Source organism: Rahnella sp. CFA14(1/10) (assembly GCF_004195095.1).
Lineage (GTDB): Bacteria > Pseudomonadota > Gammaproteobacteria > Enterobacterales > Enterobacteriaceae > Rahnella > Rahnella perminowiae.
The window spans coordinates 107,946-130,405 of record NZ_SEWS01000005.1; the positions used below are offsets into that span (position 1 = coordinate 107,946).

A 22,460-nucleotide genomic window follows, 5' to 3' on the forward strand; every position below is an offset into this window, starting at 1 on the left:
TTGTTATTTATCGTTGCTGTTATTTGCCATATGGATGGCGAGATTTATTGCTGTCTTGAAACTGCCCGCATCGGCGGTGCCGGTGGCGGCGAGTTCAAGGGCGGTACCGTGATCAACGGAAGTCCGGATAAAAGGCAGGCCGAGTGTGATATTCACTGCACGACCAAATCCCTGATATTTTAGCACCGGAAGGCCCTGATCGTGATACATCGATAAAACAGCATCGGCATGTTGCAGATATTTAGGCTGGAATAACGTATCAGCGGGCAGCGGGCCGATGAGATTCATTCCTTGCTGGCGCAGTTCGTCCAGTGCTGGAATGATAATGTCGATCTCTTCGTGCCCCATGTGGCCACCTTCGCCCGCATGTGGATTCAGACCACACACATAAATTTGCGGCTCGGTAATACCAAATTTCGTTTTCAGATCATGATGCAAAATAGTGATTACTTCATGCAGACACTGGCGGGTAATCGCGGCCGGCACTGCCAGCAGAGGCAAGTGCGTCGTCGCCAGCGCAACGCGCAATTCTTCAGTTGCCAGCATCATCACAACACGGTCGCAATGGCTGCGATCGGCGAAGAATTCGGTATGACCGATGAAAGGAATGCCGGCATCGTTGATAATGCTTTTTTGAACCGGGCCGGTGATCAGTGCGGCGAATTCGCCACTGATCGCACCGTCGCAGGCGCGTGTCAGCGTTTCCACCACGTAAGGCGCATTGGCTACGTCAAGTTTACCCGCCGTCACCGGCACGGCGAGTTTCACTGGCAAAATGGTCAATGTGCCCGCAGCCTGCGGCTCTGGCGGACGCGCTTTCTGATAATCTTGCAAACGGATATTCAGGCCAAGTTTAGCGGCACGCTCAAGCAGTAAGGCCGGATCGGCACAGACCACTAACTCAACAGGCCATGCCTGCTGAGCCAGCGCCAGCACCAGATCCGGCCCAACCCCGGCGGGTTCGCCGGGGGTAATGACCACAGATTTTGTCACGGAAGTATTATTTTCCATTCCCGTCCATAATTTTCACATAGGCTTCAGCACGTTGTTCCTGCATCCACGTCTGGGCTTCTTCCGCAAATTTGCGGTTGAACAGCATACGGTAAGCACGTTCTTTCTGCGCCGCATCTGTTTTATCAACCTGGCGGGTGTCGAGAAGTTGGATCAAATGCCAGCCGAACGAAGAGTGAACAGGTGCACTGATTTCGCCTTTTTTCAGGTTCATCAACGCATCACGGAACGCAGGATCGTACATGTCTGGTGACGCCCAACCTAAATCGCCGCCCTGATTGGCAGAACCCGGATCCTGAGAAAGCTGTTTAGCTTCATCAGCGAATGTGGCTTTACCGCTCTTGATATCAGCTGCAACCTGTTCCAGCTTCGCACGCGCCTGCGCGTCTGTCATCACGACAGAAGGTTTCAGCAGGATGTGACGGGCATGAACCTCGGTGACAGAAACCGTTTTATTGTCGCCACGGATATCGTTCACTTTCAGAATGTGGAAGCCCACACCTGAACGGATAGGGCCAATAATCTGACCTTTCTGTGCAGTGCTTAACGCCTGAGCAAAGAGGGAAGGCAGTTCCTGCAATTTGCCCCAACCCATGTTGCCGCCTTTCAGCGCCTGGGAATCAGCCGAGTAGGTGATAGCCAGTTTGCCGAAGTCCGCACCATTGTTCAGATCAGCGACAATTTTCTTCGCCAGCTGCTCTGCAGAATCAACCTGATCCTGAGTCGGATTTTCCGGCAGCGGAAGGAGAATGTGGCTGAGATTAAACTCAGCACCGCTGCCATTCTGAGCCGCAACCTGTTTGGCAAGTTGCTCCACTTCCTGAGGCAGAATGGTGACACGGCGACGCACTTCACTGTTCCGTACTTCGCTGATGATCATTTCCTTGCGGATCTGAGTACGGTAAGTGTTGTAGTTCATCCCGTCATACGCCAGACGGCTGCGCAGTTGATCAACGGAAATGTTGTTTTGCTGTGCAATACCGGCAATGGCTTTATCAACGTCCTGATCGGTTGGCGTGATGCCCATGCGGGTCGCCATCTGCAACTGGATCTGGTCCATGATCAAACGATCGAGGATTTGATGACGCAGAGTCGCATCATCCGGTAACTGTTGATTAGCCTGCTTTGCCTGCTGCTTTACAGAATTAAACAAGCCATCTACGTCACTTTGTAATACGACGCCGTTATTTACGACGGCGGCTACTTTATCAACTTCCTGAGGGGCAGCAAACGCAGTGCTGGCACAAAGCGTCACGCCGAGGAGAAGTGTTCTCCAGTTCTTCATACTTTTTCCATTTGTCTAATCCGCAAGCGCGGGTTTCAAGTTCACTGAGTTCGTCGTGTCTTCACGAAATGAATCGTGTTTCGGGCTTAGAAAGCGCGTTGATAAGGCAGTATGCCGCGTGACAACATTTCTTTCGTTCCGAGGGTTTGATTGTTACCCAGGCCTCTAAGTTCAATATTGAAACCAATCTTATTATCGTACTTACTTTCTGACTTAACCGTATCGTAGTTGGTGATCTTACGTTCGTAGCCAACGTTGACAGCCCAGCAACAGGTATTGTATTGCAAGCCAATCAGCTGATCGGCAGGTTGTTGCGCTTTGGTGTCGTAATAGTACGCACCCACGATCGCCCAGCGGTCAGCAATCGGCCAACTGGCTATGCCGCCAACTTGCGAAATACCGTCCTGATAACCCGGGTTGGTGACGTTAGGTAACGTCGCCTGAATATATTCCGGGCTGGCATAACGGTAGCTCAGCTGAACCATTCTTTCTGAGTCTGCACGATACTCCAGCACAGCATCGCCTAAAGCCAGCGCATCCAGACGGGTGTCATACTGTACGCCCCCACGAATACCCCAGAAATTGTTGATTTTGTAGTAGCTGTCACCGGCCCACACCAGGCTGCCCGTATCATTATTTTTATCCAGTACGCTATCAACGTCACCGGTACGTGGCGGCTGGAAGTAATAAATCTGACCGGCAGACGCATTAAAGCGCTCTTCCAGATTTTCGTCATAGATACGGGTGGTTAAACCGCTCGCCACCTGGTTTGCAGAGGCAATACGGTCAAGACCACTGTAGCTTTTATCACGGAACAGGCCCGTGTAGTCGGACTGTAGCAGCGTCGAGTCATAGGTATTGACCGAGCTCTGGTTACGGTACGGGATATACAGGTACTGCACGCGCGGTTCGAGGGTCTGGGTGTAGTCACTGTTCCAGTCCATCGTCCGGTCAAATACCATTTTGCCGTCGCTTTTAAACTCAGGCATCACACGGTTCACGGAAGAACGCAGTTTGGTATTCGGATTGTTATCATAATATGCGTCCGGAATATCCTGCTGATAGTGGGTCGCCATCAGCTTCACTTCGTTATCCAGACTTCCCCAGCCATTACTGAGTGGCAGGCTGAGCGTTGGTTCGAAGTGAGTACGTACTGCTTCCGGATTGTCAGGGTTTACGCTGGTGAATTTGACCGCCTGACCGTACAGATGCAGGTCAAACGGACCCACATCATTTTTGTAATAGTTAATGTCCAGCTGTGGCTGAGCACGGTAAGCGTTGGTGTTACCGAAATCAGAGAATACCTGGAACTGCTTACTGGCCAGTGTGACGTCCCAGTTTTGGTTGGCGTAACCTACGCTGAATTTTTGCGTGGAATAGCCGTCAGTACTGGAACCGTATTTCGAATCGAAATCGGTGAAGTAGTAAGGGTCACTGACCTTGGTGTAGTCGATGTTGAAACGCCATACCTGATCGTATACACCGGCATGTCGCCAGTAATACATCCAGCGCTTGGTTTTATCGCTGGTACGGTTTTCATCGGCAACATACTGCTCGTCAATTTTCTTATCATTGCCGAGATAATCGAATTCCATCAGACCTGCACCGGCAACGGTCAGGTAGCGGAATTCATTCTGCAATTGCAGACCACGGTTGCTCATGTAATTTGGCGTGATCGTGGCGTCGTAGTTTGGCGCAATGTTCCAGTAATAAGGAACGGTGACGCCAAAGCCATTATTGCTGCTGTAGTTGGCGTTCGGGATAAGGAAACCGGAACGACGCTTATTACCAATCGGCAACTGCATGTACGGGCTGTAGAACACCGGCACCGGACCAATATGGAAGCGGGCATTCCAGATTTCAGCGACTTCTTCCTGACGATCCTGAATCACTTCAGAACCCACGACGCTCCAGCTGTTATCGCCAGGCAAACAGGTGGTAAATGTACCGTTATCCATAATAGTGTAACGGTTATTGTCACGCTGCTTCATCTTGTCAGCCTGACCCCGTCCCTGACGGCCGACCATCTGGTAGTCGCCATCCTGAACGTCAGTATCTTTGGTGGTCAGGTTCGCAAAGCCTTTCGGGCCATTCAGCTTGATTTGGTTATCGTTATAACGCACGTTGCCGATCGCAGTAGCGGTTCGGGTCGGGGTGGGCTGATTAGGATTGGCGATTTGATTAAGCTGAACCTGATCAGCATCCAGCGTGCTGTTACCCTGGACAACGTTAACGTTGCCACTAAACAGCGCACTGTCAGGGTAGTTGCCGGTCGCCTTATCGGCGTTGATGGTCACAGGCAGTGAATTAGGATCACCCTGCACCAAAGGTTTGTCATAGGTCGGAACGCCGAGCATACATTGTGCTGCGAGATCGGCCATTGCGCCGTGACTGTACAATACTGACCAGATTGTGGCGGCCAGCATTGTCGGTAAGCGTGTTTTCAGACGTCTGTTTTTCATACGTAAAATGGTGTTCCGTCATCAGAGGCATCATGCCGGCAAACGGTCAGAGACTATCTCACTCATCATGGTTGCGCTAGTGTTAAATCCCACCTGTTACGTTGCTGCCGTTAGGCACAACGATAAATGCCGGTTATGATAAAGCAATTTTTAAGCGACGGCATGGCGAATTGAGGAGTATATGCAGTATTGGGGAAAACTGCTCGGACTTATCCTGGGCTTATGGTCCGGTTTAGGCTTCTGGGGAATTGTAGCAGGGCTGCTGATAGGGCATATGTTTGATACCGCGCGTTCAGCGAGACGTAAAGGGTATTTTGCCGATCAGCAGACACGTCAAACCATCTTTTTCCGCACCACGTTTGAGGTGATGGGAAATCTGACTAAATCAAAAGGCAGGGTTACCGAGGCGGATATTCAGATCGCCAGTCTCTACATGGAACGGATGCAGTTGCACGGCGAGCAGCGCGAAGCCGCACAACGCGCCTTTCGTGACGGGAAAGAAGCTGATTATCCCTTACGTGAGAAAATGCGCGAACTGCGCAGTGTGTGTTTTGGTCGCTTTGACCTGATACGGACTTTTCTGGAAATTCAGATCCAGGCGGCGTATGCCGACGGTTCATTGCATCCCAACGAACGTGAAGTACTGTATGTGATTGCCGAAGAGCTCGGAATTTCACGGATGCAGTTCGATCAGTTCCTGCGCATGATGGAAGGCGGCCAGCAGTTTGGGGGACATCAGCAGGGCGGACGTTCTTATGGTGGTGGTTATCATCAGACGCAACAAGGCCCGACGCTGGCAGATGCCTGCAAAGTGCTGGGCGTCAATGCCACCGATGATGCGACGACGATTAAACGTGCGTACCGCAAACTGATGGGTGAGCATCATCCTGACAAACTGGTGGCAAAAGGTTTGCCGCCGGAAATGATGGAAATGGCGAAGGAAAAAGCGCAGGCAATTCAGGCGGCGTATGATCTGATCAAACGCGAGAAAGGTTTTAAATAAAACTTTTGGCGTTGAGACAAACGTGATGCAAAAGACAAAGGCGCTGAATTCAGCGCCTTTTTTGTTTTTTTACCGACAGGAGCAGAAAGGATTAAAAGTCCGGCTCACAATTAAACACCAACGGGGCGTCAGTGATCGGATGATAAAACGATAACTCCTGGGCATGCAGCTGCAGACGATCTGCCGCCGCCAGCGCCTGAGAGTGAGCATAGAATTTATCGCCCAGAATCGGGTGCCCGAGCGCGAGCAGATGTACGCGTAGCTGGTGCGAACGTCCGGTGATCGGCCGCAGTTTCACCCGCGTAGTGCCGTCATCATCCCATGACATCACCTCATACTGCGTCAGTGCCTTCTTGCCGGTCTCGTGACACACTTTCTGTTTCGGCCGGTTGGGATAGTCGCAAATCAGCGGCAAATCGATAATACCGTAATCTTCTTCAACCCGTCCCCAGACGCGTGCGATATACACTTTCTTGGTTTCGCGCTCGCGGAACTGGCGTTTAAGTTCACGCTCGGCCTCTTTCGTCAGCGCCACCACGATCACACCGCTGGTGGACATATCCAGACGATGGACGGATTCAGCGTCAGGAAATTCACGCTGAATCCGTGTCATCAGACTGTCCTGATGCTCGGCCAGTTTGCCTGGAACAGAAAGCAACCCGCTCGGTTTGTTGACCACCATGATGTGTTCATCCTGAAAAATCACCTGTAACCAGGGATTGGTCGGCGGATTATAATTCTCCAGCGGCCGGGTTTTCGACGGTTCAGGGATAATCGGTTGATGTTCGCTCATAGCGTTTTACGTCTGCATTCGGGTTAAAATAAAGAAGGGATGCAAACCGGCCGCATCCCGTCGGGCTTACTGATGGCTCACCACCACAAGGCGGATCGCATCCAGGCGCCAGCTGGCATCGTTCAGATTTGCCAGCACCTGCTTACGGTTAGAGTCTACCGATTCCAGCTCGTCATCACGAATGTTCGGGTTGACTTCTTTCAGCGCTTTCAGGCGGTCCAGCTCTTTGGTCAGTTGTTCGTCCGCTTCGACTTTCGCCGCTTCAATCAGAGCCCGTGCCTGTTCGGCGATTTCCGCTTCAGCCTGTTGCAACATGGCGTGAACATCCTGCTGCACGGCATTCACCAGCTTGCTGGAGTTGTGTCGGTTGATGGCATTCAGCTGACGGTTAAAACTCTCAAATTCGACCTGAGCCGCCAGGTTGGTCCCTTTGCGATCCATCAGCATACGCACCGGTGTCGGTGGCAGGAAGCGGGTCAGTTGCAGATGTTTCGGTGCCTGACATTCCACCACGTAAACCAGTTCCGCCAGCAAGGTGCCAACCGGCAGCGCTTTGTTTTTCAGGATCGATACCGCACAACTGCCGGTATCGCCGGAAAGGATCAGATCCAGACCGTTACGCACGATCGGATGTTCCCAGCTGATGAACTGTGCATCTTCACGCGAAAGCGCCTGTTCACGATCGAAAGTGACGGTACAACCGTCTTCCGGCAGTCCGGGGAAATCCGGTACCAGCATATGATCAGACGGCGTCAGAACGATCAGGTTATCGCTGCGATCCTCCTGATTAATGCCGACGATGTCGAACAGGTTCAGCGCAAAGTTCACCAGATTGACGTCGTTATCCTGCTCACCGATTTCCTTTGCCAGTTGCTGTGCCTGCTCGCCGCCGTTGGAATGCATCTCCAGCAGGCGGTCGCGGCCATTTTCCAGCTTCTCTTTCAGCGCGTCATGTTCTGCACGACATTTGAGGATGAAGTCGTCCAGTCCTTCCTGTTCGGCAGGTGTCGCCAGGAACGCAATCAACTGATCATAAGCACTGTCATAAATAGTGCGGCCGGTCGGGCAGGTATGCTCGAATGCATCAAGACCTTCATGGAACCAGCGCACCAGAACCGATTGCGCAGTCTGTTCGAGGTAAGGCACCATAATATCGATATTGTTTTGCTGCCCGATACGATCCAGACGTCCGATACGCTGTTCCAGCAGATCCGGGTTGAACGGCAGGTCGAACATCACCATTTTGCTGGCGAACTGGAAGTTACGGCCTTCGGATCCTATTTCAGAACATAGCAGAACCTGGGCACCTTCTTCCTGGGAAGCAAAGTATGCGGCAGCGCGGTCACGTTCAATGATCGACAACCCTTCGTGGAACACCGCTGCGCGGATCGCTTCACGCTCACGCAGAACTTGTTCCAGTTGCAAGGCTGTGGCGGCTTTCGCACAGATCACCAGGACTTTTTCGTCACGGTTAGCTGTCAGATAACCCAGCAGCCACTCGACGCGCGGATCAAAGTTCCACCAGGTGGCGTTCTCGCCTTCAAATTCCTGATAAATCTGTTCCGGATACAACATATCGTGCGCACGCGCTTCGGCGGTTTTCTTCGCGCCCATAATGCCTGAGACTTTAATCGCAGTCTGATATTGCGTCGGCAGCGGAAGTTTCACGGCGTGCAGATGGCGTTCAGGGAAACCTTTCACGCCATTACGGGTGTTGCGGAACAGCACGCGGCTGGTGCCGTGGCGGTCCATCAGCATGGAAACCAGTTGTTTTGCTGCGGCTTCGTCGCCTTTATTGGCGGCGGCCAGCAGGGCATCGGTATCCGCATTTCCGACACTTTCACCCAGCAGCGCCAGGGCTTCCGGCGTCAGCGGTTCTTTGTTCAGCAATAACGTTACGGCATCGGCTACCGGCTGATATTGCTGTTGTTCTTCGATGAATTCTTCGTAATCGTGGAAACGGTCCGGATCCAGCAGGCGCAGACGTGCAAAGTGGCTTTCCTGACCCAGTTGTTCCGGCGTAGCGGTCAGCAGCAGAACACTCGGGATTTGCTGAGAAAGCTGTTCGATAACCTGATATTCGCGGCTCGGCGTGTCTTCGCTCCACACCAGATGGTGGGCTTCATCGACCACCAGCATGTCCCAGGCAGCATCAGATAACTGCTCGAGACGGGATTTATTGCGGCGGACGAAATCAAGGGAACAGATCACCAGTTGTTCCGTTTCAAACGGGTTTGTCGCTTCGTGTACGGATTCAGCGTAGCGGTCATCATCAAACAAAGAGAAGCGCAGATTGAAGCGGCGCAGCATTTCTACCAGCCACTGATGTTGCAAGGTTTCCGGCACCACGATCAGTACGCGTTCAGCACGGCCGGACAACAGTTGCTGATGAATAATCATGCCCGCTTCGATGGTTTTACCCAGACCCACTTCATCGGCCAGTAAAACGCGCGGCGCATGGCGCTGACCCACTTCGTAAGCGATGTGTAACTGATGTGGGATCAGGCTGGCGCGCATACCACGCAGGCCGCCGAATTCCAGCCGGAACTGCTCCCGCTGATATTTACGGGCGCGGAAACGCAGGGCAAAACGGTCCATGCGGTCAATCTGACCGGCGAACAGACGATCCTGCGGTTTGCTGAAGGTCAGTTTGCTGTCAAGCAGCACCTCGCGCATGGCAACACCGGTTTCTTCTGTGTCCAGGCGGGTGCCGATATAGGTCAACAGACCTTTGTCTTCAACAACTTCTTCGACCTGCAACTGCCAGCCTTCGTGACAGCTAATGGTATCACCGGGGTTGAACATCACGCGGGTGATCGGGGAATCATTTCGGGCATACAAACGGTTTTCACCGGTGGCGGGGAAAAGCAGGGTGACCATGCGCACATCCAGCGCTACCACGGTTCCTAATCCTAATTCGCTTTCCGTATCGCTTATCCAGCGTTGACCCAATGTAAACGGCATAATCTCTCTCTGTGTTGTTTGCTCTGTATACGGCGACTGCGCAATGCTTGTTCAGCCCGGGATGTTTCACGGGCAATAGTTTTCTTTCCCCGCCCGTAGGCGCGGAGTGATTCACTGTGTGAGGATGATTCAGAAATGGGAAAGGGCGCTATGGTAATGGAAGGTAAGCGATTCGTCACCTGTGAATCACAAGAGCAGCACCTTCTTTTGTTTAAAATAAACCCATCTGACCTGTAATCAGTGTAGCAAAATCATCGTGAAGGAAAGGCAAAATGCCATCGGCGACCGGTTCCAGCTGACGCTCGATGTAGTGATCGTAATCGACAGGGGACTGCCGATTTTCCAGCGGTTCTGGGCCGGACGTGGTCATTACATAGCTGATCCAGCCGCCATTCTGGTACTGCTTTGCCCGGCCATGCAGTGCGTTATAGTCATCGGCCAGCCGCGCGGCGCGAACATGTGGGGGCACATTTTTTTCATAATCGCTCAGCTTACGGCGCAGACGTTTGCGGTACACCAGTTTGTCGTCAAATTCTCCGCTGAGGGTACGTGCCACATAGTCGCGCACGTAATCCTGATATGGCTGACGGTGAAATATGCGCTGATACAATTCCTGCTGGAACTCCTGTGCCAGCTTCGTCCAGTCGGTGCGCACGGTTTCCAGCCCTTTATAAACGATGTGCTCACCGTCTGCATCATTCACCAGCCCGGCATAGCGCTTTTTGCTGCCGGTTTCTGAGCCACGAATGGTCGGCATCAGGAAACGCTGATAATGCGTTTCGAATTCCAGCTCCAGCGCGCTTTCCAGCCCGTATGCCTGTTGCAGATGCGCTTTCCACCAGGCATTCACCTGTTCTACCAGACGGCGGCCAATCGCGTTGGCGTCTTCCTGCGAACGGGCTTTATTCAGCCAGACAAAGGTAGAATCGGTATCACCGTAAATCACCTGATAACCCTCGGCTTCAATCAGTTCGCGGGTCTGGCGCATAATGTCGTGTCCGCGCAGGGTAATGGAAGAGGCGAGACGCGGATCAAAGAAGCGGCAGCCGCTGGAGCCGAGCACGCCGTAAAAAGCATTCATGATGATTTTGAGTGCCTGCGAAAGCGGTTTGTTTTTCTGTTTCTTGGCTTCTTCGCGACCCATCCAAATCTGGCGGACGATTTCCGGCAGACAATGTTTTTCGCGTGAGAAGCGGGCGTTGCGATAGCCTGGTACCGAATGTTCATCATCCGGTTGTTGCAGACCGGCAACCAGCCCGACCGGGTCGATCAGGAAAGTGCGGATAATTGACGGGTACAGACTTTTATAATCAAGTACCAGCACCGAATCATACAAACCGGGACGCGAATCCATCACAAAGCCGCCGGGACTCATTTCGCCCTGCAATTCACCCAGATTGGGCGCGACGTACCCGGCGCGGTGCATGCGGGGTAAATAAAGATGAGTAAAGGCCGCCACTGATCCGCCGCTGCGATCCACGGCCAGACCGGTGACCGAGGCGCGTTCCAGCAAAAACGGCATCAGTTCGGTTTTGGCGAAAATACGCGTTACCAGTTCGCAGTCTTTGAGGTTATAGCGTGCCAGCGCCGGTTTATCTTCCCGAAAACGCTGTTCGATTTCGGCCAGCCGCTGATAAGGATTGTCGCTGGCCTTGCCTTCGCCTAATAAACTTTGCGAGACGAATTCCAGACTGAATGAGCTGAAGTTCCAGAACGCCGATTTCAGTGCTTCAATGCCGTCGATGATCAGGCGGCCAGCCGCTGCAGCAAAAAAATGCCCCTGTTTGAAACCGTGTTCACGCCACTCCAGTTCACCACCACCGCGCCCGAATTTCAGCGGAATTTTGTAGCGGTCAGCATGCTTTTGCAAAACACGCAGGTCAAACTGCACTACGCTCCAGCCGATGATGGCGTCGGGATCGTAAGTTTCCAGCCACTCATTAAGCTTTTCCAGCAACTGCGGGCGGCTGTCAACATACACCAGATTGAAATCAAACTGACTGTCCGGATCGCCGTTAGGCGGACCAAGCATATACACGTGTCGCTGCCCGCAGCCTTCCAGCCCGATGCAGTACAACTCGCCGTTGCCGCTGGTTTCGATATCCAGAGAACACAGTTTTAGCGGCGGGCGGTAACCCTCCGCTGGTTTCATTCTCGTGTCGAGCAGCAGCTTGTCCGGCCCGGGTTTGCCGCTAAACCAGACCGGCGCGGTAATATAGCGCTCCATCAGAAAGCGTTCAGGCGGGCGGATATCCGCTTCGAAAACATTAACGCCGTTTTCTTTCAGCAGTTTTTCTATCCGCATCAGCTGGCGGTGTTGCGGGCAATACAGCCCGAGAACCGGCCGGGAATGGAAATCCTGTAGCGGTAATTCACGCAGGCTGACATTTTTTTCATCGGTGAGAATTCGCTCCGCCGCCGTGCGCTGCGCGGCCGGAATAAACGCCACTGATTCCTGTAAAGGCAGGCGCACCTTTTGCGGCCCTTGATCGGTCGCCAGCCACAATTCCACCTCCGTACCGCGCGGCGTGTCGCGCCAGTGGCGGGTCAGCACAAATCCCTGAAGCGGCAGGGTGTCATTGTTGGCTGAAGCGGGACGAACAAAGGTGGAAGTAATAAGCGCCTCGAAACGGTAGAGATAAACAAATAAGAGCCTGAGACAGAGTATGGTTATTTATACAGTCTTTGTCTACGGCTCAGGTTTCTGCCAAATACGCATACAATTACCCGGTTGACTGTGATAGTTCGTGCACTGACAATTCAGCCGCTTAATGTATTTACTACAATGAGAATGCAGAAAACTTACACTTGTCTCATTTGTACGCTGCGTAATTTGCGCAGTCATCACTCAATTTTGGGAATTTATGGAAGCCTATCTACAACATCTGGTCGCTCAGTCGGTGGGCTTTGCATTAATTATTGTCGCCGTGGTGGCCTTCTTCGAGTCGCTGGCGCTGGTGGGCCTGATCCTTCCGGGTACTGTCATGATGGCGACGCTGGGGACGCTGATCGGCAGCGGTCAGGTGGGACTGTACGAAGCCTGGCTGGCTGCGGGACTGGGATGTTTCTTCGGTGACTGGGCCTCGTATTTTATTGGCCGTGGTTTCAAGGAGCCGCTGCATCGCTGGCGTTTCCTCAGGCGTTACCAGTCTTTACTGGATAAAACCGGTTACGCGCTGGATCGCCACAGTTTTGCGACAGTGATTATCGGCCGCTTCATCGGGCCAACACGTCCGCTGGTGCCGATGGTTGCCGGTATGCTGAATTTGCCGCCGTATAAATTTGCACCGCCGAATATTATCGGCTGCATCACCTGGCCACCGGTGTATTTTCTGCCAGGCATTCTGGCAGGCGTTGCCATTGATATTCCGGCCAGCCACAACAGTTCGGTATTCAAATGGATGTTGTTTGCTGCCGTGGTATTGATCTGGCTGAGTGCCTGGTTGCTGTGGCGCTGGATCCGTTCGGGGAAAAGCTCACCTGACGCGATGAATAAATGGTTGCCATTACCGCGTCTGCGCGTGGCTTGTGTACTGAGTCTTGTGGCGACAGCCGTGAGCCTGGTGATGTTGAGCAAACAGCCGATGATGCCGGTTTATGGTCATTTGCTGTGGAAAGTGATCACCCGCTGATCCCCGGTGTTATTCCTAACACTCTGGCCTGCGGTGCACTGCCGTTGGCCAGCGCCTGCGTCGGCCCGTCGTAAAAAATCCGGCCGTCAACAATCAGCAGCGTTCGCGGTGCAATCCTTGCGGCATCATCGAGATTGTGTGACACCATCAGCAGGGTAAGATTACGTTGCCCGCATACCTTATCCAGCAACGTGAGCATCTCACTGCGCAGCGCCGGATCGAGTGCGGAAAAGGGTTCATCAAGCAGTAAAACCGGCTGGCTGCGCAGCAGACAACGCGCCAGTGCCACACGCTGACGCTGGCCGCCGGACAGCTGCGACGGCAGCCGGTCCAGACATTCGGCCAGCCCGACCTGTTGCGCGATGTTTTCAAGTTCCTGCTTCTGTTGCGCGGTCAGTTTCAGCCCCGGATGTAATCCCAGCCCCATGTTCTGACGCACCGTCAGATGCGAGAACAGGTTATTTTCCTGAAACAGCATCGACACCGGACGCCTGGCCGGAGGTGTTGTGCTGTGATCTGCGCCGTTGAGCAGGATCTTTCCGCTGACCGGTGCCAGAAAACCGGCGACCAGACTCAGCAGGGTACTTTTCCCTGCGCCGCTCGGGCCAAGGATCGCCACACGTTCACCGGCATCGATGTGTAAATCGAAGCGCATCGGCAGATGTTCGTACAAATACGTCAGTTTATTCAGCGTCAGCATGGCGGCCCGGCAGTTTCTCAATCAGAGTGAATAACAGAAAGCATAGCAGCAGTAATAACAGCGCCGTCACCGCACCATCCTGGCTGCGGTAGGAGCCGATCTGCTGATACAGATAAAACGGCAGGGTGCGGAAATTCTCATTGCCGAACAAGGCAATGACACCGAAATCCCCCAGCGAAAGCACACAGGCAAACGCCAGTGCCTGCGCAAGCGGACGTTTCAGTGCGCTGAGTTCAACCCGGCGCAGCCGATACCAGCCGTGCATATCCAGCGAAAGGCACAGCAGCGTGTAACGATCTGCCACGTCGCGCATCGGGTTATCCAGCACTTTTAACGCATAAGGTACGGCCATCAGCGCATTCGTGAGGATCACCAGCGGCCAGGGGGACTGCGGTAAACCCAGGGTATCGCCGAGCAGCAGAAAAAAGCCGGTGGCCAGCACAATACCCGGCATTGCGAGGATCAGCATACCGCTCATATCCATCGCCTGTGCCCAGCTGTTTCTCTGGCGTAAACGCAGTTCGCGGCTGCTCCACAGCAGCATCATGGTCAGCAGCACACACAATAATCCGCTGCCCAGCGCGATACGTACTGATGTCCATAATGCCTGCCAGAGTGCGGGTTGCTGCAAAACACCCACGGCTGCCCGGTTTACGCCATCAGTAATCACGGCGAGTAACGGCGGCAGGATCAGCAGCAACGCGAGGCCAATCAGCACGGCATCGGCGATGCGGCGCGGCCAGGAATCGTCGGGATTACGCCAGCGCTGAGAATGCGTTTGCCCGACCGGCAACGCCTGACTGAGTTTCTGACTGAGCAATACCAGGGCCAGACAACAAAATAGCTGGATCAGCGCCAGGCTAGCCGCGCGGCTTAAATCGTAGTCGTAGCTCAGCGCCTGATAAATGGCGAGTTCAATGGTCGTCGCCTGCGGACCGCCGCCCAGGGAAAGGACGGTGGCGAAGCTGGCGAAACACAGCATAAAAATTAAGGCGGCAGCGGGGAAAATCTGCCGGCGCAACGCGGGCCATTCCACGAAGCGGAATTGCTGCCAGACATTCATGCCCAGTTGGGCGGCCAGCTGGCGCTGTTCAACAGCGATATTTTCCAGTGCCTGCACTAAAAGACGGGTCGCCAGCGGCAGATTGAAAAACACGTGCGCCAGCAAAATCCCCTGTAATCCATAGGGCGAGAAATGATAATCCATGCCCAGCCAGCCGCAAATCTGCGCCAGCCAGCCCTGCCTGCCGTAGACACTGAGAATGCCAAACACCGCCACCAAAACTGGCAATACCAGCGTCATCGCGCATAAGCGCAATAACAGCTGGCGGCCGGGAAAACGGCGACGGAACAACGTGCGGGCCAGCAAAATGGCCGGCAGCACTGAGCATAGCGCTGAAAGCAGCGCCTGCCAGAAGGTAAAGCGGATCACGTGCCAGAGATAAGGATCCTGCCAGAGGGCGGGGCCGCTCATCTGTGGCGCATGACGCCACAGAGAGCCTAAGGCCAGTGCGGCCACCAGCAACATAGCCAGCGACGCGATGACCCCCGGCCACAGCCAGCGCGGGATCAACGGCTGACGGCGTTCTGCCATGCCTGAATCCACTGGCTGCGGTGAGTGGCGACATCCTGTGCGCTGTATTGCAGGGATTTCGCTGGCACGGTCAGCTGTTTAAAGGCGTCAGGCAACGGCGTATTCACGACCGGATACATCCAGTTGCCGGTCGGGATCACTTTCTGGAAATCTTCCGTGGTGACGAACTTCATGAACTGTTCAGCCAGTTTCGGTTGCCTGCTGTTTGCCAGCTGCCCTGCAACTTCAACCTGCATATAATGACCTTCAGTGAAGTCCGCTGCGGCGTAGTTATCTTTCTTCTCTTCAACAATATGGTATGCCGGAGAGGTGGTGTAGCTCAGTACCAGATCGCTTTCGCCTTTGAGGAATAAACCGTAAGCCTCGCTCCAGCCTTTGGTGACGGTAACGGTTTTCTTCGCCAGTTTTTGCCAGGCTAGCGGGGCTTTGTCGCCATAAACTTTTTGCATCCACAGCATCAGGCCCAGACCCGGCGTGCTGGTGCGCGGATCCTCATAAATAACTTTCCATTTCTGGTCGCTGTTAATCAGCTCATCAAGGCTTTTTGGCGGGTTCTTGAGTTTATTTTTGTCATAGACGAACGCGAAATAGCCGTAATCGTAAGGCACGAACGTGCTGTCATTCCAGCCACCCGGCACTGTCAGTGTGGCGCTGGTTTTCGGCGCTTTGGCAAATAAACCGGTTTGTTCTGCCGCCTGCAGCAGGTTGTTATCCAGACCGAGGACGACATCAGCTTTGCTGTTTTTACCTTCCATCCGCAGACGGTTCAGCAAAGATACGCCATCTTCCAGCGCCACGTATTTCAGTTCACAGCCGCATTGCGCCTCAAAGGCCTTTTTAATGGCCGGACCGGGGCCCCAGTCGGCAGAGAAAGAATCGTAGGTGTATACCGTCAGAACAGGTTTTGCAGCCAATGCAGGTGCAGAAAGTAACAGCAGGCAGGACAATAATTTTTTCAACTTTGCGCTCCAAAAAAATGAAAGGGCAAAGGATTTTGAGTGAGCATCGCGCAGTCTCAAATCCCTCCGCCGGTATCAACCGGATCAGGTTCGACGGGTCTATATCTCAGCCAAACTTGCTGCGCAGGTGTTGATCCGGCGTCGGGCAGTGCTCGAAATGCTCACGTACTTTGTGTACGCTCTGCTTTCTCCGCGCTGGCCTTCACCGGCTGAACACTTGCTCGCGGCGTTTACATCGCTGCTTTAACAAGTCGGGCACCCCGTTGAGAACGGATGTCATTCTAGTGATTAACGGCGCGATGCGATAGTCCGATTAACTGTCAGGTGGCGCAAACCAGGCGGATTTAAAGTCGAACCAGCCGAGGGTATTCATGCGCACGCCGCGCATACTGCGTTGACCCTGCAATACCAGCCAGTGATGGAACAGCGGGTGGATCTGATGGCTGACCGTCTGTTTCTGACTCCATGTCGCCATCGATAAGTTCCCTGCGTGCCACTGCGCGGCATCGTCGTTCATCTCTTCGCTGAAGCAATGCCTGGCCAGTGGCAATTCGTAGAAATGCGCGAATAATGAAAACTCCAGCGGCAGGGTGAAGTTGGCACTGCCGAGCCATACATCACTTTTAGCGTCGCCGCGGTGCCAGACTGCGTAATCCACTACCTGAGTAATCAGTTCGATACCTTCAGCCACCAGCAGCGGTTTCAGCGCATTACAAATGGCCTGATGTTCGGAGTGCTCGCCGTAAAATGTCAGTGTTATCTGCGTCAGATTTTGCGGTCTGGGCGGACGCGGCTGCGGCGCTTTATGATGCCATCGCGGCAAAAGGCCGTACGCCGGGGACCAGTAGCGCTGATAAATGGGTTCCGCATTATTCAGCAGAGCGATGGGATTGAGTAAATCGCACAACCACTGGCGTGTTTCTTCTGATTGTCCGACCGGTGAGCGCTGGTCAAAAAGCAGGAAATAGCAGCCTTCTTCAAGGCGGCTTTCCAGCTCGCTTTTGCCGGATTCATCGGCCTGAAGCTGCACGCCGGAATGCACCAGCTCTTCACTCAGTTCCGGTAGTACCCAGATATTCACTTCATCAATAAGCGCCCGGAAGCCAAAATAATCGTCAAAGGCGCGGATGCGCAGCTGCGTTTTAATATTACGTACCACGGCGTAAGGACCGGTGCCGACCGGATGGCGGGCAAAATCAGGCAGGGACTGCCATTCCTGTGGCAGGATCATGGCGTGGATATTGCCGAACAGCCATGGCAGCCAGCGATCGGGTTCATTCAGATGGATATCGATGACATTCGGCGTGGGCGTTGTGACCGACTTCAGGTTGCTGAACAACGGATGCGATTTCAGGCGCATAAAAGTAGTGATGATATCCGCCATCCCGAGTTCACGGCCGTGATGAAAATGAATGGCGGGACGCAGATAAAACCGCCAGTGTAGCGGAGAAACTTTCTGCCAGTGATGGGCTAAATCGCCTTCTGCTTCCCCATTTTCCTCATTTATGCGTGTCAGACCGCTGAAGATCTGTCTGGCAATATGGGTTTCTGAACGGCGCAACATAGTGCCGGGCAGCAGGTTAATCAGCGGACGGTAATACAACACGCGCAGGATATGTTTGCCCTGGCGAAAACTGCGTCCGAGCTGTGACAGCAGCATCTGACGCACCCTCGTTTTGTCGCCGACCAGTTGCACCAGTTGATCAATGCTATCTTGTTCCAGCAACTCCTCGGCGCGCTGTTGCTGGAGTGCCAGCCCGGTATACAAAAAACGCAGGGTAGATCGTTTGCCGCGTCCGGCTTCAGCATCCCACGTCAGCCAGCCCCGTTGCTGCATGGTGCTGAGCAACGATCGCATATGTCTGCGCGAGCAGTTCAGAACCTCAGACAACGCCTGTAAGGTAGTTTCGGTGTCTTCACCGTGACAACTTTGCCACAAGCGGATGAATTGTTGTTGCAAACGGGACGAGGGCATAAAAGAGGAACTCCGTGAGCGATTTTCATCAATTTATCTTTCCCCATATTACTCCGATACTGTTTCTCAACCAAAGCCTGTTGTGAATGACCGGAGGTCAGCATGAAACGCCAGTTAACTGCCCGTTTTTATCAGTTTTACTTCAAGGCCATCAGACAAGGCGCGGAGAAAAACCGTGCTGACTGGCTGTCATGGGTGCCGGTGCAGTACCGGATGGATATTCTGGCGCGGCTGACGCAGTGGGATATGGATTCCATGAATGACGAGGAATACCGTCAGCGGATGTAAACCCCCGTATCACAACGGCAACCGAATCCGATTTTCTGAGTAATGGTGTATTGTCACCAGCCAGTGAGGTAACTCACTGGTTTTTTTATGCACATTATCCCCTTCACATTTCAAGCTGCAGATGCGTTGGTTGCTCTTGCTCACCCGAATCAGGGACTTATGTCAGCTCATCGGGATTCGCGCGATTGCCGCCGTTCTGCAACCCGAACTGTTTGGGTATACACTGTATGTTTTGCCGTAAGACATTCATTTCTCAGGGACGACGTTATGTCAAAACCTCGTATTAATGCCATTTATGTCACCTTTCTGGTGGTGTCCTTGCTGTGTGGTATTGCAGGGGCGCTGCAGGCGCCCACACTCAGCTTGTTTCTGACCAACGAAGTGAAAGTCCGCCCGTTGTGGGTTGGCTTCTTCTATACCGTCAATGCGCTGGCGGGGATCGCGATCAGCTTTCTGCTGGCTAACCGTTCCGATAACAAAGGCGACCGGCGGAAATTGCTGATGTTCTGCTGCCTGATGGCGCTGGGTAACAGCCTGGTATTTGCCTTTAGCCGCGATTATCTGGTGCTGATCACCGTCGGCGTATTGCTGGCGGCGATAGGCAATGCGTCGATGCCGCAGCTCTTTGCGCTGGCGCGTGAACATGCCGATCGCTCCGCCAGTGAAGTGGTGATGTTCAGCTCGATGATGCGTGCGATGCTCTCGCTGGCGTGGGTGCTGGGCCCGCCGCTCTCTTTTATGCTGGCGCTGAATTACGGCTTTACGCCGATGTACCTGAGTGCCGCCGCAGTGTTTGTCGGCAGCATATTAATGATCCTTTTCTTCCTGCCGTCAGTGCCGCGCCTTGAACAACCGGTGGATGAAAAAGTGGTGCCGGTTAGCGCCTGGCGCAACAAAGATGTGCGGCTGTTGTTCTTTTCCTCCCTGCTGATGTGGACCTGCAATATCATGTATGTCATTGATATGCCGCTGTACATCACCAGTGATTTAGGGCTGCCGGAAGGGCTGGCGGGGCTGCTGATGGGAACCGCTGCCGGACTGGAAATTCCGGCGATGTTGCTGGCGGGTTATCTGGTCAAACGTACTGGTAAACGCAAGCTGATGCTGTATGCCGTGGTAAGCGGTGTGATTTTCTATGCCGGACTGGTGGCGTTTCAGTTCAAAGCCGCGCTGATGATCCTGCAATTGTTCAACGCGATTTTCATCGGCATCGTCGCCGGGATCGGAATGTTATATTTTCAGGATCTGATGCCGGGAAGGGCGGGTTCAGCGACCACACTGTTCACTAACAGCATCTCCACTGGTGTGATTTGCGCGGGGTTGTTGCAGGGCTTTATCGTGGAAAACTTCGGCCACTATCCGGTGTACTGGGCGGCGACTGTGCTGGCGGTGGTGGCGCTCGGGCTGATGTATAAAGTCAAAGACGTGTGAATGACGTGGGCTTAAAGAGCGATTAATTCGCTCTTTAACCTATTCAACTGAATAATACATTTAGTTTTTCAAGTTTCTGCAATGACTTAATTTTTATTAGTTATCTGGATTCTCCCTCAGGAATAAACATTCTTCTCCCCCTCTAATCCTCCTTACCGTCTGGATAATTAAAGGAAGTGGCTATATTATCGGCTTTCTAATATAGTGACAAAGGGGAAAAATATGATTCCGGGTGTACTTATAAGGAAAACATATAATTCATTTATTGATGAGAAGAAATCTGAGAGCGTTTGTATTGGTTTATGTCTGGCCTGGCTTGGTGATATATTAAAAGAACGGCCAGCACAGAAAATGGGCAGCTGGTTTTCCGGCTGGCTTTCCGGTTGGTTTTCCCCGCCACTGACACCGGATAAGAAAGCCTCAATCCCCTCTGATACTGTGAAGCTAAGGCTATTACTGGAGCGGGCATACCGACGGCATGAGAGCTATCTGAAAAGCTGCAGGGAGAGTCAGCAGGATCCGAAACGTCAGACAGGACGCCATGAGGCCTTTGTTAATTACAAAATTTTCCGTCAGGCAGAAAAGGAAAAAATAACCGGTGTTCCTGGATTACAATATCGTCTGATAGCACGTAATGATTTCATGTTGTTTAACGGCTTAAATATTTTTGGTCACGCTCACCCTCTCACCGGGGCGATCATTGCTTTCCGGTTTTCTGAGATACCGGGTGAGATCGGCTACCATCCCGTCGCGGCTTTTCGCTACAACGCCACGGAATATTTTTTCTCGATCCCAATTTAGGGTTATTTAAAACATCATCTTCTTATCCTATGCGGGATATCACTAAATATATTAATAAACTATACAAGGAGGTAGTGTCATTATTAGAATTTATAGTTACCAGGAATAATTAATAAAAAAGTGGCGGTTTTACGCGCAGCACCCGCAGTTGAATAAAAACATTGGAAGTTTTTTAATATGATTAATATTATTTCTATAGAAAAAAATTATGCGTCGTTTCTTGCTGAGCAACAAGCTAAGGGATGTTGTTTTGGCTTTTGTCTGACCTGGCTGGGCGACATTATAAAAGAACGGCCATTACAGCCCTCCGGCCGCTGGTTGTCCGGATGGTTTTCATCCGTACCGTCTGCTGATAAAAAAGCTCTGTTACCTGCAGATGCCGCCCGTCAACGTCTGCTTTTCGAACGGGCGATGAGGAAGCAAAAAAACTATGCCAGGCGTTATCAGGAGAATCACTTGAACAGCTTTGATGCGTTAACGTATGACGAAGTCACGGTGAACTATAAAAATGCGCATCAGCAGGAAAAAGGAAAAATAACCGGTATTCCGGGACTGCATTACTCGCTGAGGGAGCGAAGTGATTTTATGTCATTTAAGGGGATGGAGGCGTACAGAGATAAAAAAACCATCTCAGGCGTGATCATTTCATTCCGTTTCACAAAAGGAGAGGATAAAGCGGCATTCCATGCCGTCGCTGCATTTCGTCATAGTGAGTTCGAGGCTTTTTTCCTCGATCCCAACTTCGGTTTATTTAAGACGATTACAAGATATCCCATGCTGGAAATTGCTCAGTTCTTATCAGGGAAGTACAAGAATGTTATGCCTCTAAGCGAGATAACGATCACAAGACGCTTGCAGATAACATGAGTCTGTCAGGAAAAAGAGACTTGCCATGCGCAAAAGCGGGAGGATTTCCCGCTTTTGCTTTTTCTTCGCAGGCCAGTAAATAATTAGCGCATAAAGGCAGGCTGATTTTTCTCGTAGCTGGAGATGTTTGTTTCGTGCTGCAACGTCAGGCCGATGCTGTCCAGACCGTTGATCATGCAGTGACGGCGGAAGCTGTCGATGACGAACGGATAGGTTTTATCGCCTGCTTTGACGGTTTGCGCTTCCAGATCTACTTCGAACTGAATACCTTCGTTGTTTTTTACCAGTTCAAACAACTCGTCGATTTCTGCTTCGCTCAGGGTGATGGGCAGCAACTGGTTGTTGAAAGAATTACCGTAGAAAATATCGGCAAAGCTTGGCGCGATCACCGCATGGAAGCCGTAATCGGTCAGCGCCCAGGGCGCATGTTCGCGGGAAGAACCGCAACCAAAGTTTTCGCGTGCCAGTAAAATGCTCGCGCCTTTGTAACGCGGCTTGTTCAGCACGAAATCAGGGTTTGGCACCTGACCGGCATCGTCCAGAAAACGCCAGTCATTAAACAGATGCTGGCCGAAACCGGTACGGGTCACTTTCTGCAAAAACTGTTTGGGAATGATGGCATCGGTATCGACGTTAGCTGCATCCAGCGGAACCACCAGACCGATGTGTTGGGTAAATTTAGCCATGGTGTTTTT

17 protein-coding genes and 1 riboswitch are annotated in these 22,460 nt (G+C 52.7%); of the genes, 6 read left to right on the forward strand and 11 right to left on the reverse strand.

Annotated elements, in window-relative coordinates:
* Positions 1-3: 3 nt before the first annotated feature.
* The 3 genes from pdxA to lptD all read right to left on the reverse strand — a co-directional run bounded on the left by pdxA (position 4) and on the right by lptD (position 4,758).
* Entirely contained in the window at positions 4-1,011 is a 1,008-nt protein-coding gene (pdxA, locus tag EVX52_RS11440; protein ID WP_129991304.1) for a 4-hydroxythreonine-4-phosphate dehydrogenase PdxA, read from the reverse strand.
* Positions 1,001-2,296 carry a peptidylprolyl isomerase SurA gene (surA, locus tag EVX52_RS11445; RefSeq protein ID WP_129953227.1) on the reverse strand — a complete coding sequence of 432 codons (1,296 nt, stop codon included), beginning with the start codon at positions 2,294-2,296 and terminating at the stop codon, positions 1,001-1,003. Before surA ends, pdxA begins: the two co-directional genes overlap by 11 nt.
* Positions 2,297-2,382: 86 nt before the next feature.
* Positions 2,383-4,758: an LPS assembly protein LptD gene (gene lptD / locus EVX52_RS11450; RefSeq protein ID WP_129953226.1), complete on the reverse strand. Its 2,376-nt coding sequence runs from the start codon at positions 4,756-4,758 to the stop codon at positions 2,383-2,385.
* Positions 4,759-4,939: 181 nt separating this feature from the next.
* On the opposite strand from lptD, the gene djlA reads away from it, so the two are divergent.
* Entirely contained in the window at positions 4,940-5,761 is an 822-nt protein-coding gene (gene djlA, locus EVX52_RS11455) for a co-chaperone DjlA (RefSeq protein WP_129953225.1), read from the forward strand.
* Between the two features lie 91 nt (positions 5,762-5,852).
* Here djlA and rluA read toward each other — a convergent pair whose 3' ends face one another.
* The 3 genes from rluA to EVX52_RS11470 form a co-directional block, all read right to left on the reverse strand.
* Positions 5,853-6,554: a bifunctional tRNA pseudouridine(32) synthase/23S rRNA pseudouridine(746) synthase RluA gene (rluA, locus tag EVX52_RS11460; RefSeq protein WP_129953224.1), complete on the reverse strand. Its 702-nt coding sequence runs from the start codon at positions 6,552-6,554 to the stop codon at positions 5,853-5,855.
* A gap of 66 nt (positions 6,555-6,620) precedes the next feature.
* Positions 6,621-9,518 (reverse strand): RNA polymerase-associated protein RapA, encoded by a 2,898-nt coding sequence (gene rapA, locus EVX52_RS11465; protein WP_129991305.1) that lies wholly within the window; start codon positions 9,516-9,518, stop codon positions 6,621-6,623.
* Between the two features lie 211 nt (positions 9,519-9,729).
* Complete coding sequence (locus tag EVX52_RS11470; protein ID WP_129953222.1) at positions 9,730-12,072, reverse strand: DNA polymerase II; 2,343 nt, start codon at positions 12,070-12,072, stop codon at positions 9,730-9,732.
* A 310-nt stretch (positions 12,073-12,382) separates the two neighbouring features.
* Between EVX52_RS11470 and EVX52_RS11475 the strand changes: the two genes are divergently transcribed.
* On the forward strand, positions 12,383-13,150 hold the full coding sequence (locus tag EVX52_RS11475) for a DedA family protein (protein ID WP_129953221.1): 768 nt from the start codon (positions 12,383-12,385) through the stop codon (positions 13,148-13,150).
* Here EVX52_RS11475 and thiQ read toward each other — a convergent pair.
* From thiQ to sgrR, 4 genes are all read right to left on the reverse strand, one after another.
* Positions 13,140-13,850 (reverse strand): thiamine ABC transporter ATP-binding protein ThiQ, encoded by a 711-nt coding sequence (thiQ, locus tag EVX52_RS11480; RefSeq protein ID WP_129953220.1) that lies wholly within the window; start codon positions 13,848-13,850, stop codon positions 13,140-13,142. The two genes, EVX52_RS11475 and thiQ, sit on opposite strands and share 11 nt — an antisense overlap.
* A complete protein-coding gene (thiP, locus tag EVX52_RS11485) occupies positions 13,834-15,444 on the reverse strand; it encodes a thiamine/thiamine pyrophosphate ABC transporter permease ThiP (RefSeq protein WP_129953219.1) in 1,611 nt (536 codons plus the stop codon). The genes thiQ and thiP overlap by 17 nt, the downstream gene beginning before the upstream one ends.
* The gene (gene thiB, locus EVX52_RS11490; RefSeq protein WP_129953218.1) at positions 15,420-16,403 is read right to left on the reverse strand and encodes a thiamine ABC transporter substrate binding subunit; all 984 of its coding nucleotides are present in this window, start codon (positions 16,401-16,403) and stop codon (positions 15,420-15,422) included. The genes thiP and thiB overlap by 25 nt, the downstream gene beginning before the upstream one ends.
* A 43-nt stretch (positions 16,404-16,446) precedes the next feature.
* Positions 16,447-16,676: riboswitch (TPP riboswitch) on the reverse strand.
* 40 nt (positions 16,677-16,716) lie between these two features.
* Positions 16,717-18,378, reverse strand: coding sequence for an HTH-type transcriptional regulator SgrR (gene sgrR / locus EVX52_RS11495; protein ID WP_129953217.1), 1,662 nt, complete (start codon positions 18,376-18,378; stop codon positions 16,717-16,719).
* 102 nt (positions 18,379-18,480) lie between these two features.
* Here sgrR and sgrT point away from each other — a divergent pair, with 102 nt between their 5' ends.
* The 4 genes from sgrT (at position 18,481) to EVX52_RS11515 (ending at position 21,765) form a co-directional block, all read left to right on the forward strand.
* Positions 18,481-18,666: a glucose uptake inhibitor SgrT gene (sgrT, locus tag EVX52_RS11500; protein ID WP_129953216.1), complete on the forward strand. Its 186-nt coding sequence runs from the start codon at positions 18,481-18,483 to the stop codon at positions 18,664-18,666.
* A gap of 267 nt (positions 18,667-18,933) precedes the next feature.
* The gene (locus tag EVX52_RS11505; protein WP_129991306.1) at positions 18,934-20,097 is read left to right on the forward strand and encodes an MFS transporter; all 1,164 of its coding nucleotides are present in this window, start codon (positions 18,934-18,936) and stop codon (positions 20,095-20,097) included.
* Between the two features lie 222 nt (positions 20,098-20,319).
* Complete coding sequence (locus tag EVX52_RS11510; RefSeq protein ID WP_240782835.1) at positions 20,320-20,898, forward strand: hypothetical protein; 579 nt, start codon at positions 20,320-20,322, stop codon at positions 20,896-20,898.
* Between the two features lie 177 nt (positions 20,899-21,075).
* A complete protein-coding gene (locus tag EVX52_RS11515; RefSeq protein ID WP_129953214.1) occupies positions 21,076-21,765 on the forward strand; it encodes a hypothetical protein in 690 nt (229 codons plus the stop codon).
* Positions 21,766-21,848: 83 nt separating this feature from the next.
* On the opposite strand, the gene leuD is transcribed toward EVX52_RS11515, so the two are convergent.
* Positions 21,849-22,451, reverse strand: coding sequence for a 3-isopropylmalate dehydratase small subunit (gene leuD / locus EVX52_RS11520; protein WP_129991307.1), 603 nt, complete (start codon positions 22,449-22,451; stop codon positions 21,849-21,851).
* Positions 22,452-22,460 lie beyond the last annotated feature (9 nt).

Excerpts from the sequence above, each read along its gene's own strand:
- rluA (WP_129953224.1), bottom strand. The coding sequence starts at position 6,554 with ATGAGCGAACATCAACCGATTATCCCTGAACCGTCGAAAACCCGGCCG.
- EVX52_RS11475 (WP_129953221.1), top strand. The coding sequence starts at position 12,383 with ATGGAAGCCTATCTACAACATCTGGTCGCTCAGTCGGTGGGCTTTGCA.
- sgrT (WP_129953216.1), top strand. The coding sequence starts at position 18,481 with ATGAAACGCCAGTTAACTGCCCGTTTTTATCAGTTTTACTTCAAGGCC.
- lptD (WP_129953226.1), bottom strand. The coding sequence starts at position 4,758 with ATGAAAAACAGACGTCTGAAAACACGCTTACCGACAATGCTGGCCGCC.
- thiP (WP_129953219.1), bottom strand. The coding sequence starts at position 15,444 with ATGGCAGAACGCCGTCAGCCGTTGATCCCGCGCTGGCTGTGGCCGGGG.
- thiQ (WP_129953220.1), bottom strand. The coding sequence starts at position 13,850 with ATGCTGACGCTGAATAAACTGACGTATTTGTACGAACATCTGCCGATG.
- sgrR (WP_129953217.1), bottom strand. The coding sequence starts at position 18,378 with ATGCCCTCGTCCCGTTTGCAACAACAATTCATCCGCTTGTGGCAAAGT.
- EVX52_RS11505 (WP_129991306.1), top strand. The coding sequence starts at position 18,934 with ATGTCAAAACCTCGTATTAATGCCATTTATGTCACCTTTCTGGTGGTG.
- leuD (WP_129991307.1), bottom strand. The coding sequence starts at position 22,451 with ATGGCTAAATTTACCCAACACATCGGTCTGGTGGTTCCGCTGGATGCA.
- pdxA (WP_129991304.1), bottom strand. The coding sequence starts at position 1,011 with ATGGAAAATAATACTTCCGTGACAAAATCTGTGGTCATTACCCCCGGC.
- EVX52_RS11510 (WP_240782835.1), top strand. The coding sequence starts at position 20,320 with ATGATTCCGGGTGTACTTATAAGGAAAACATATAATTCATTTATTGAT.
- rapA (WP_129991305.1), bottom strand. The coding sequence starts at position 9,518 with ATGCCGTTTACATTGGGTCAACGCTGGATAAGCGATACGGAAAGCGAA.
- djlA (WP_129953225.1), top strand. The coding sequence starts at position 4,940 with ATGCAGTATTGGGGAAAACTGCTCGGACTTATCCTGGGCTTATGGTCC.
- EVX52_RS11515 (WP_129953214.1), top strand. The coding sequence starts at position 21,076 with ATGATTAATATTATTTCTATAGAAAAAAATTATGCGTCGTTTCTTGCT.
- surA (WP_129953227.1), bottom strand. The coding sequence starts at position 2,296 with ATGAAGAACTGGAGAACACTTCTCCTCGGCGTGACGCTTTGTGCCAGC.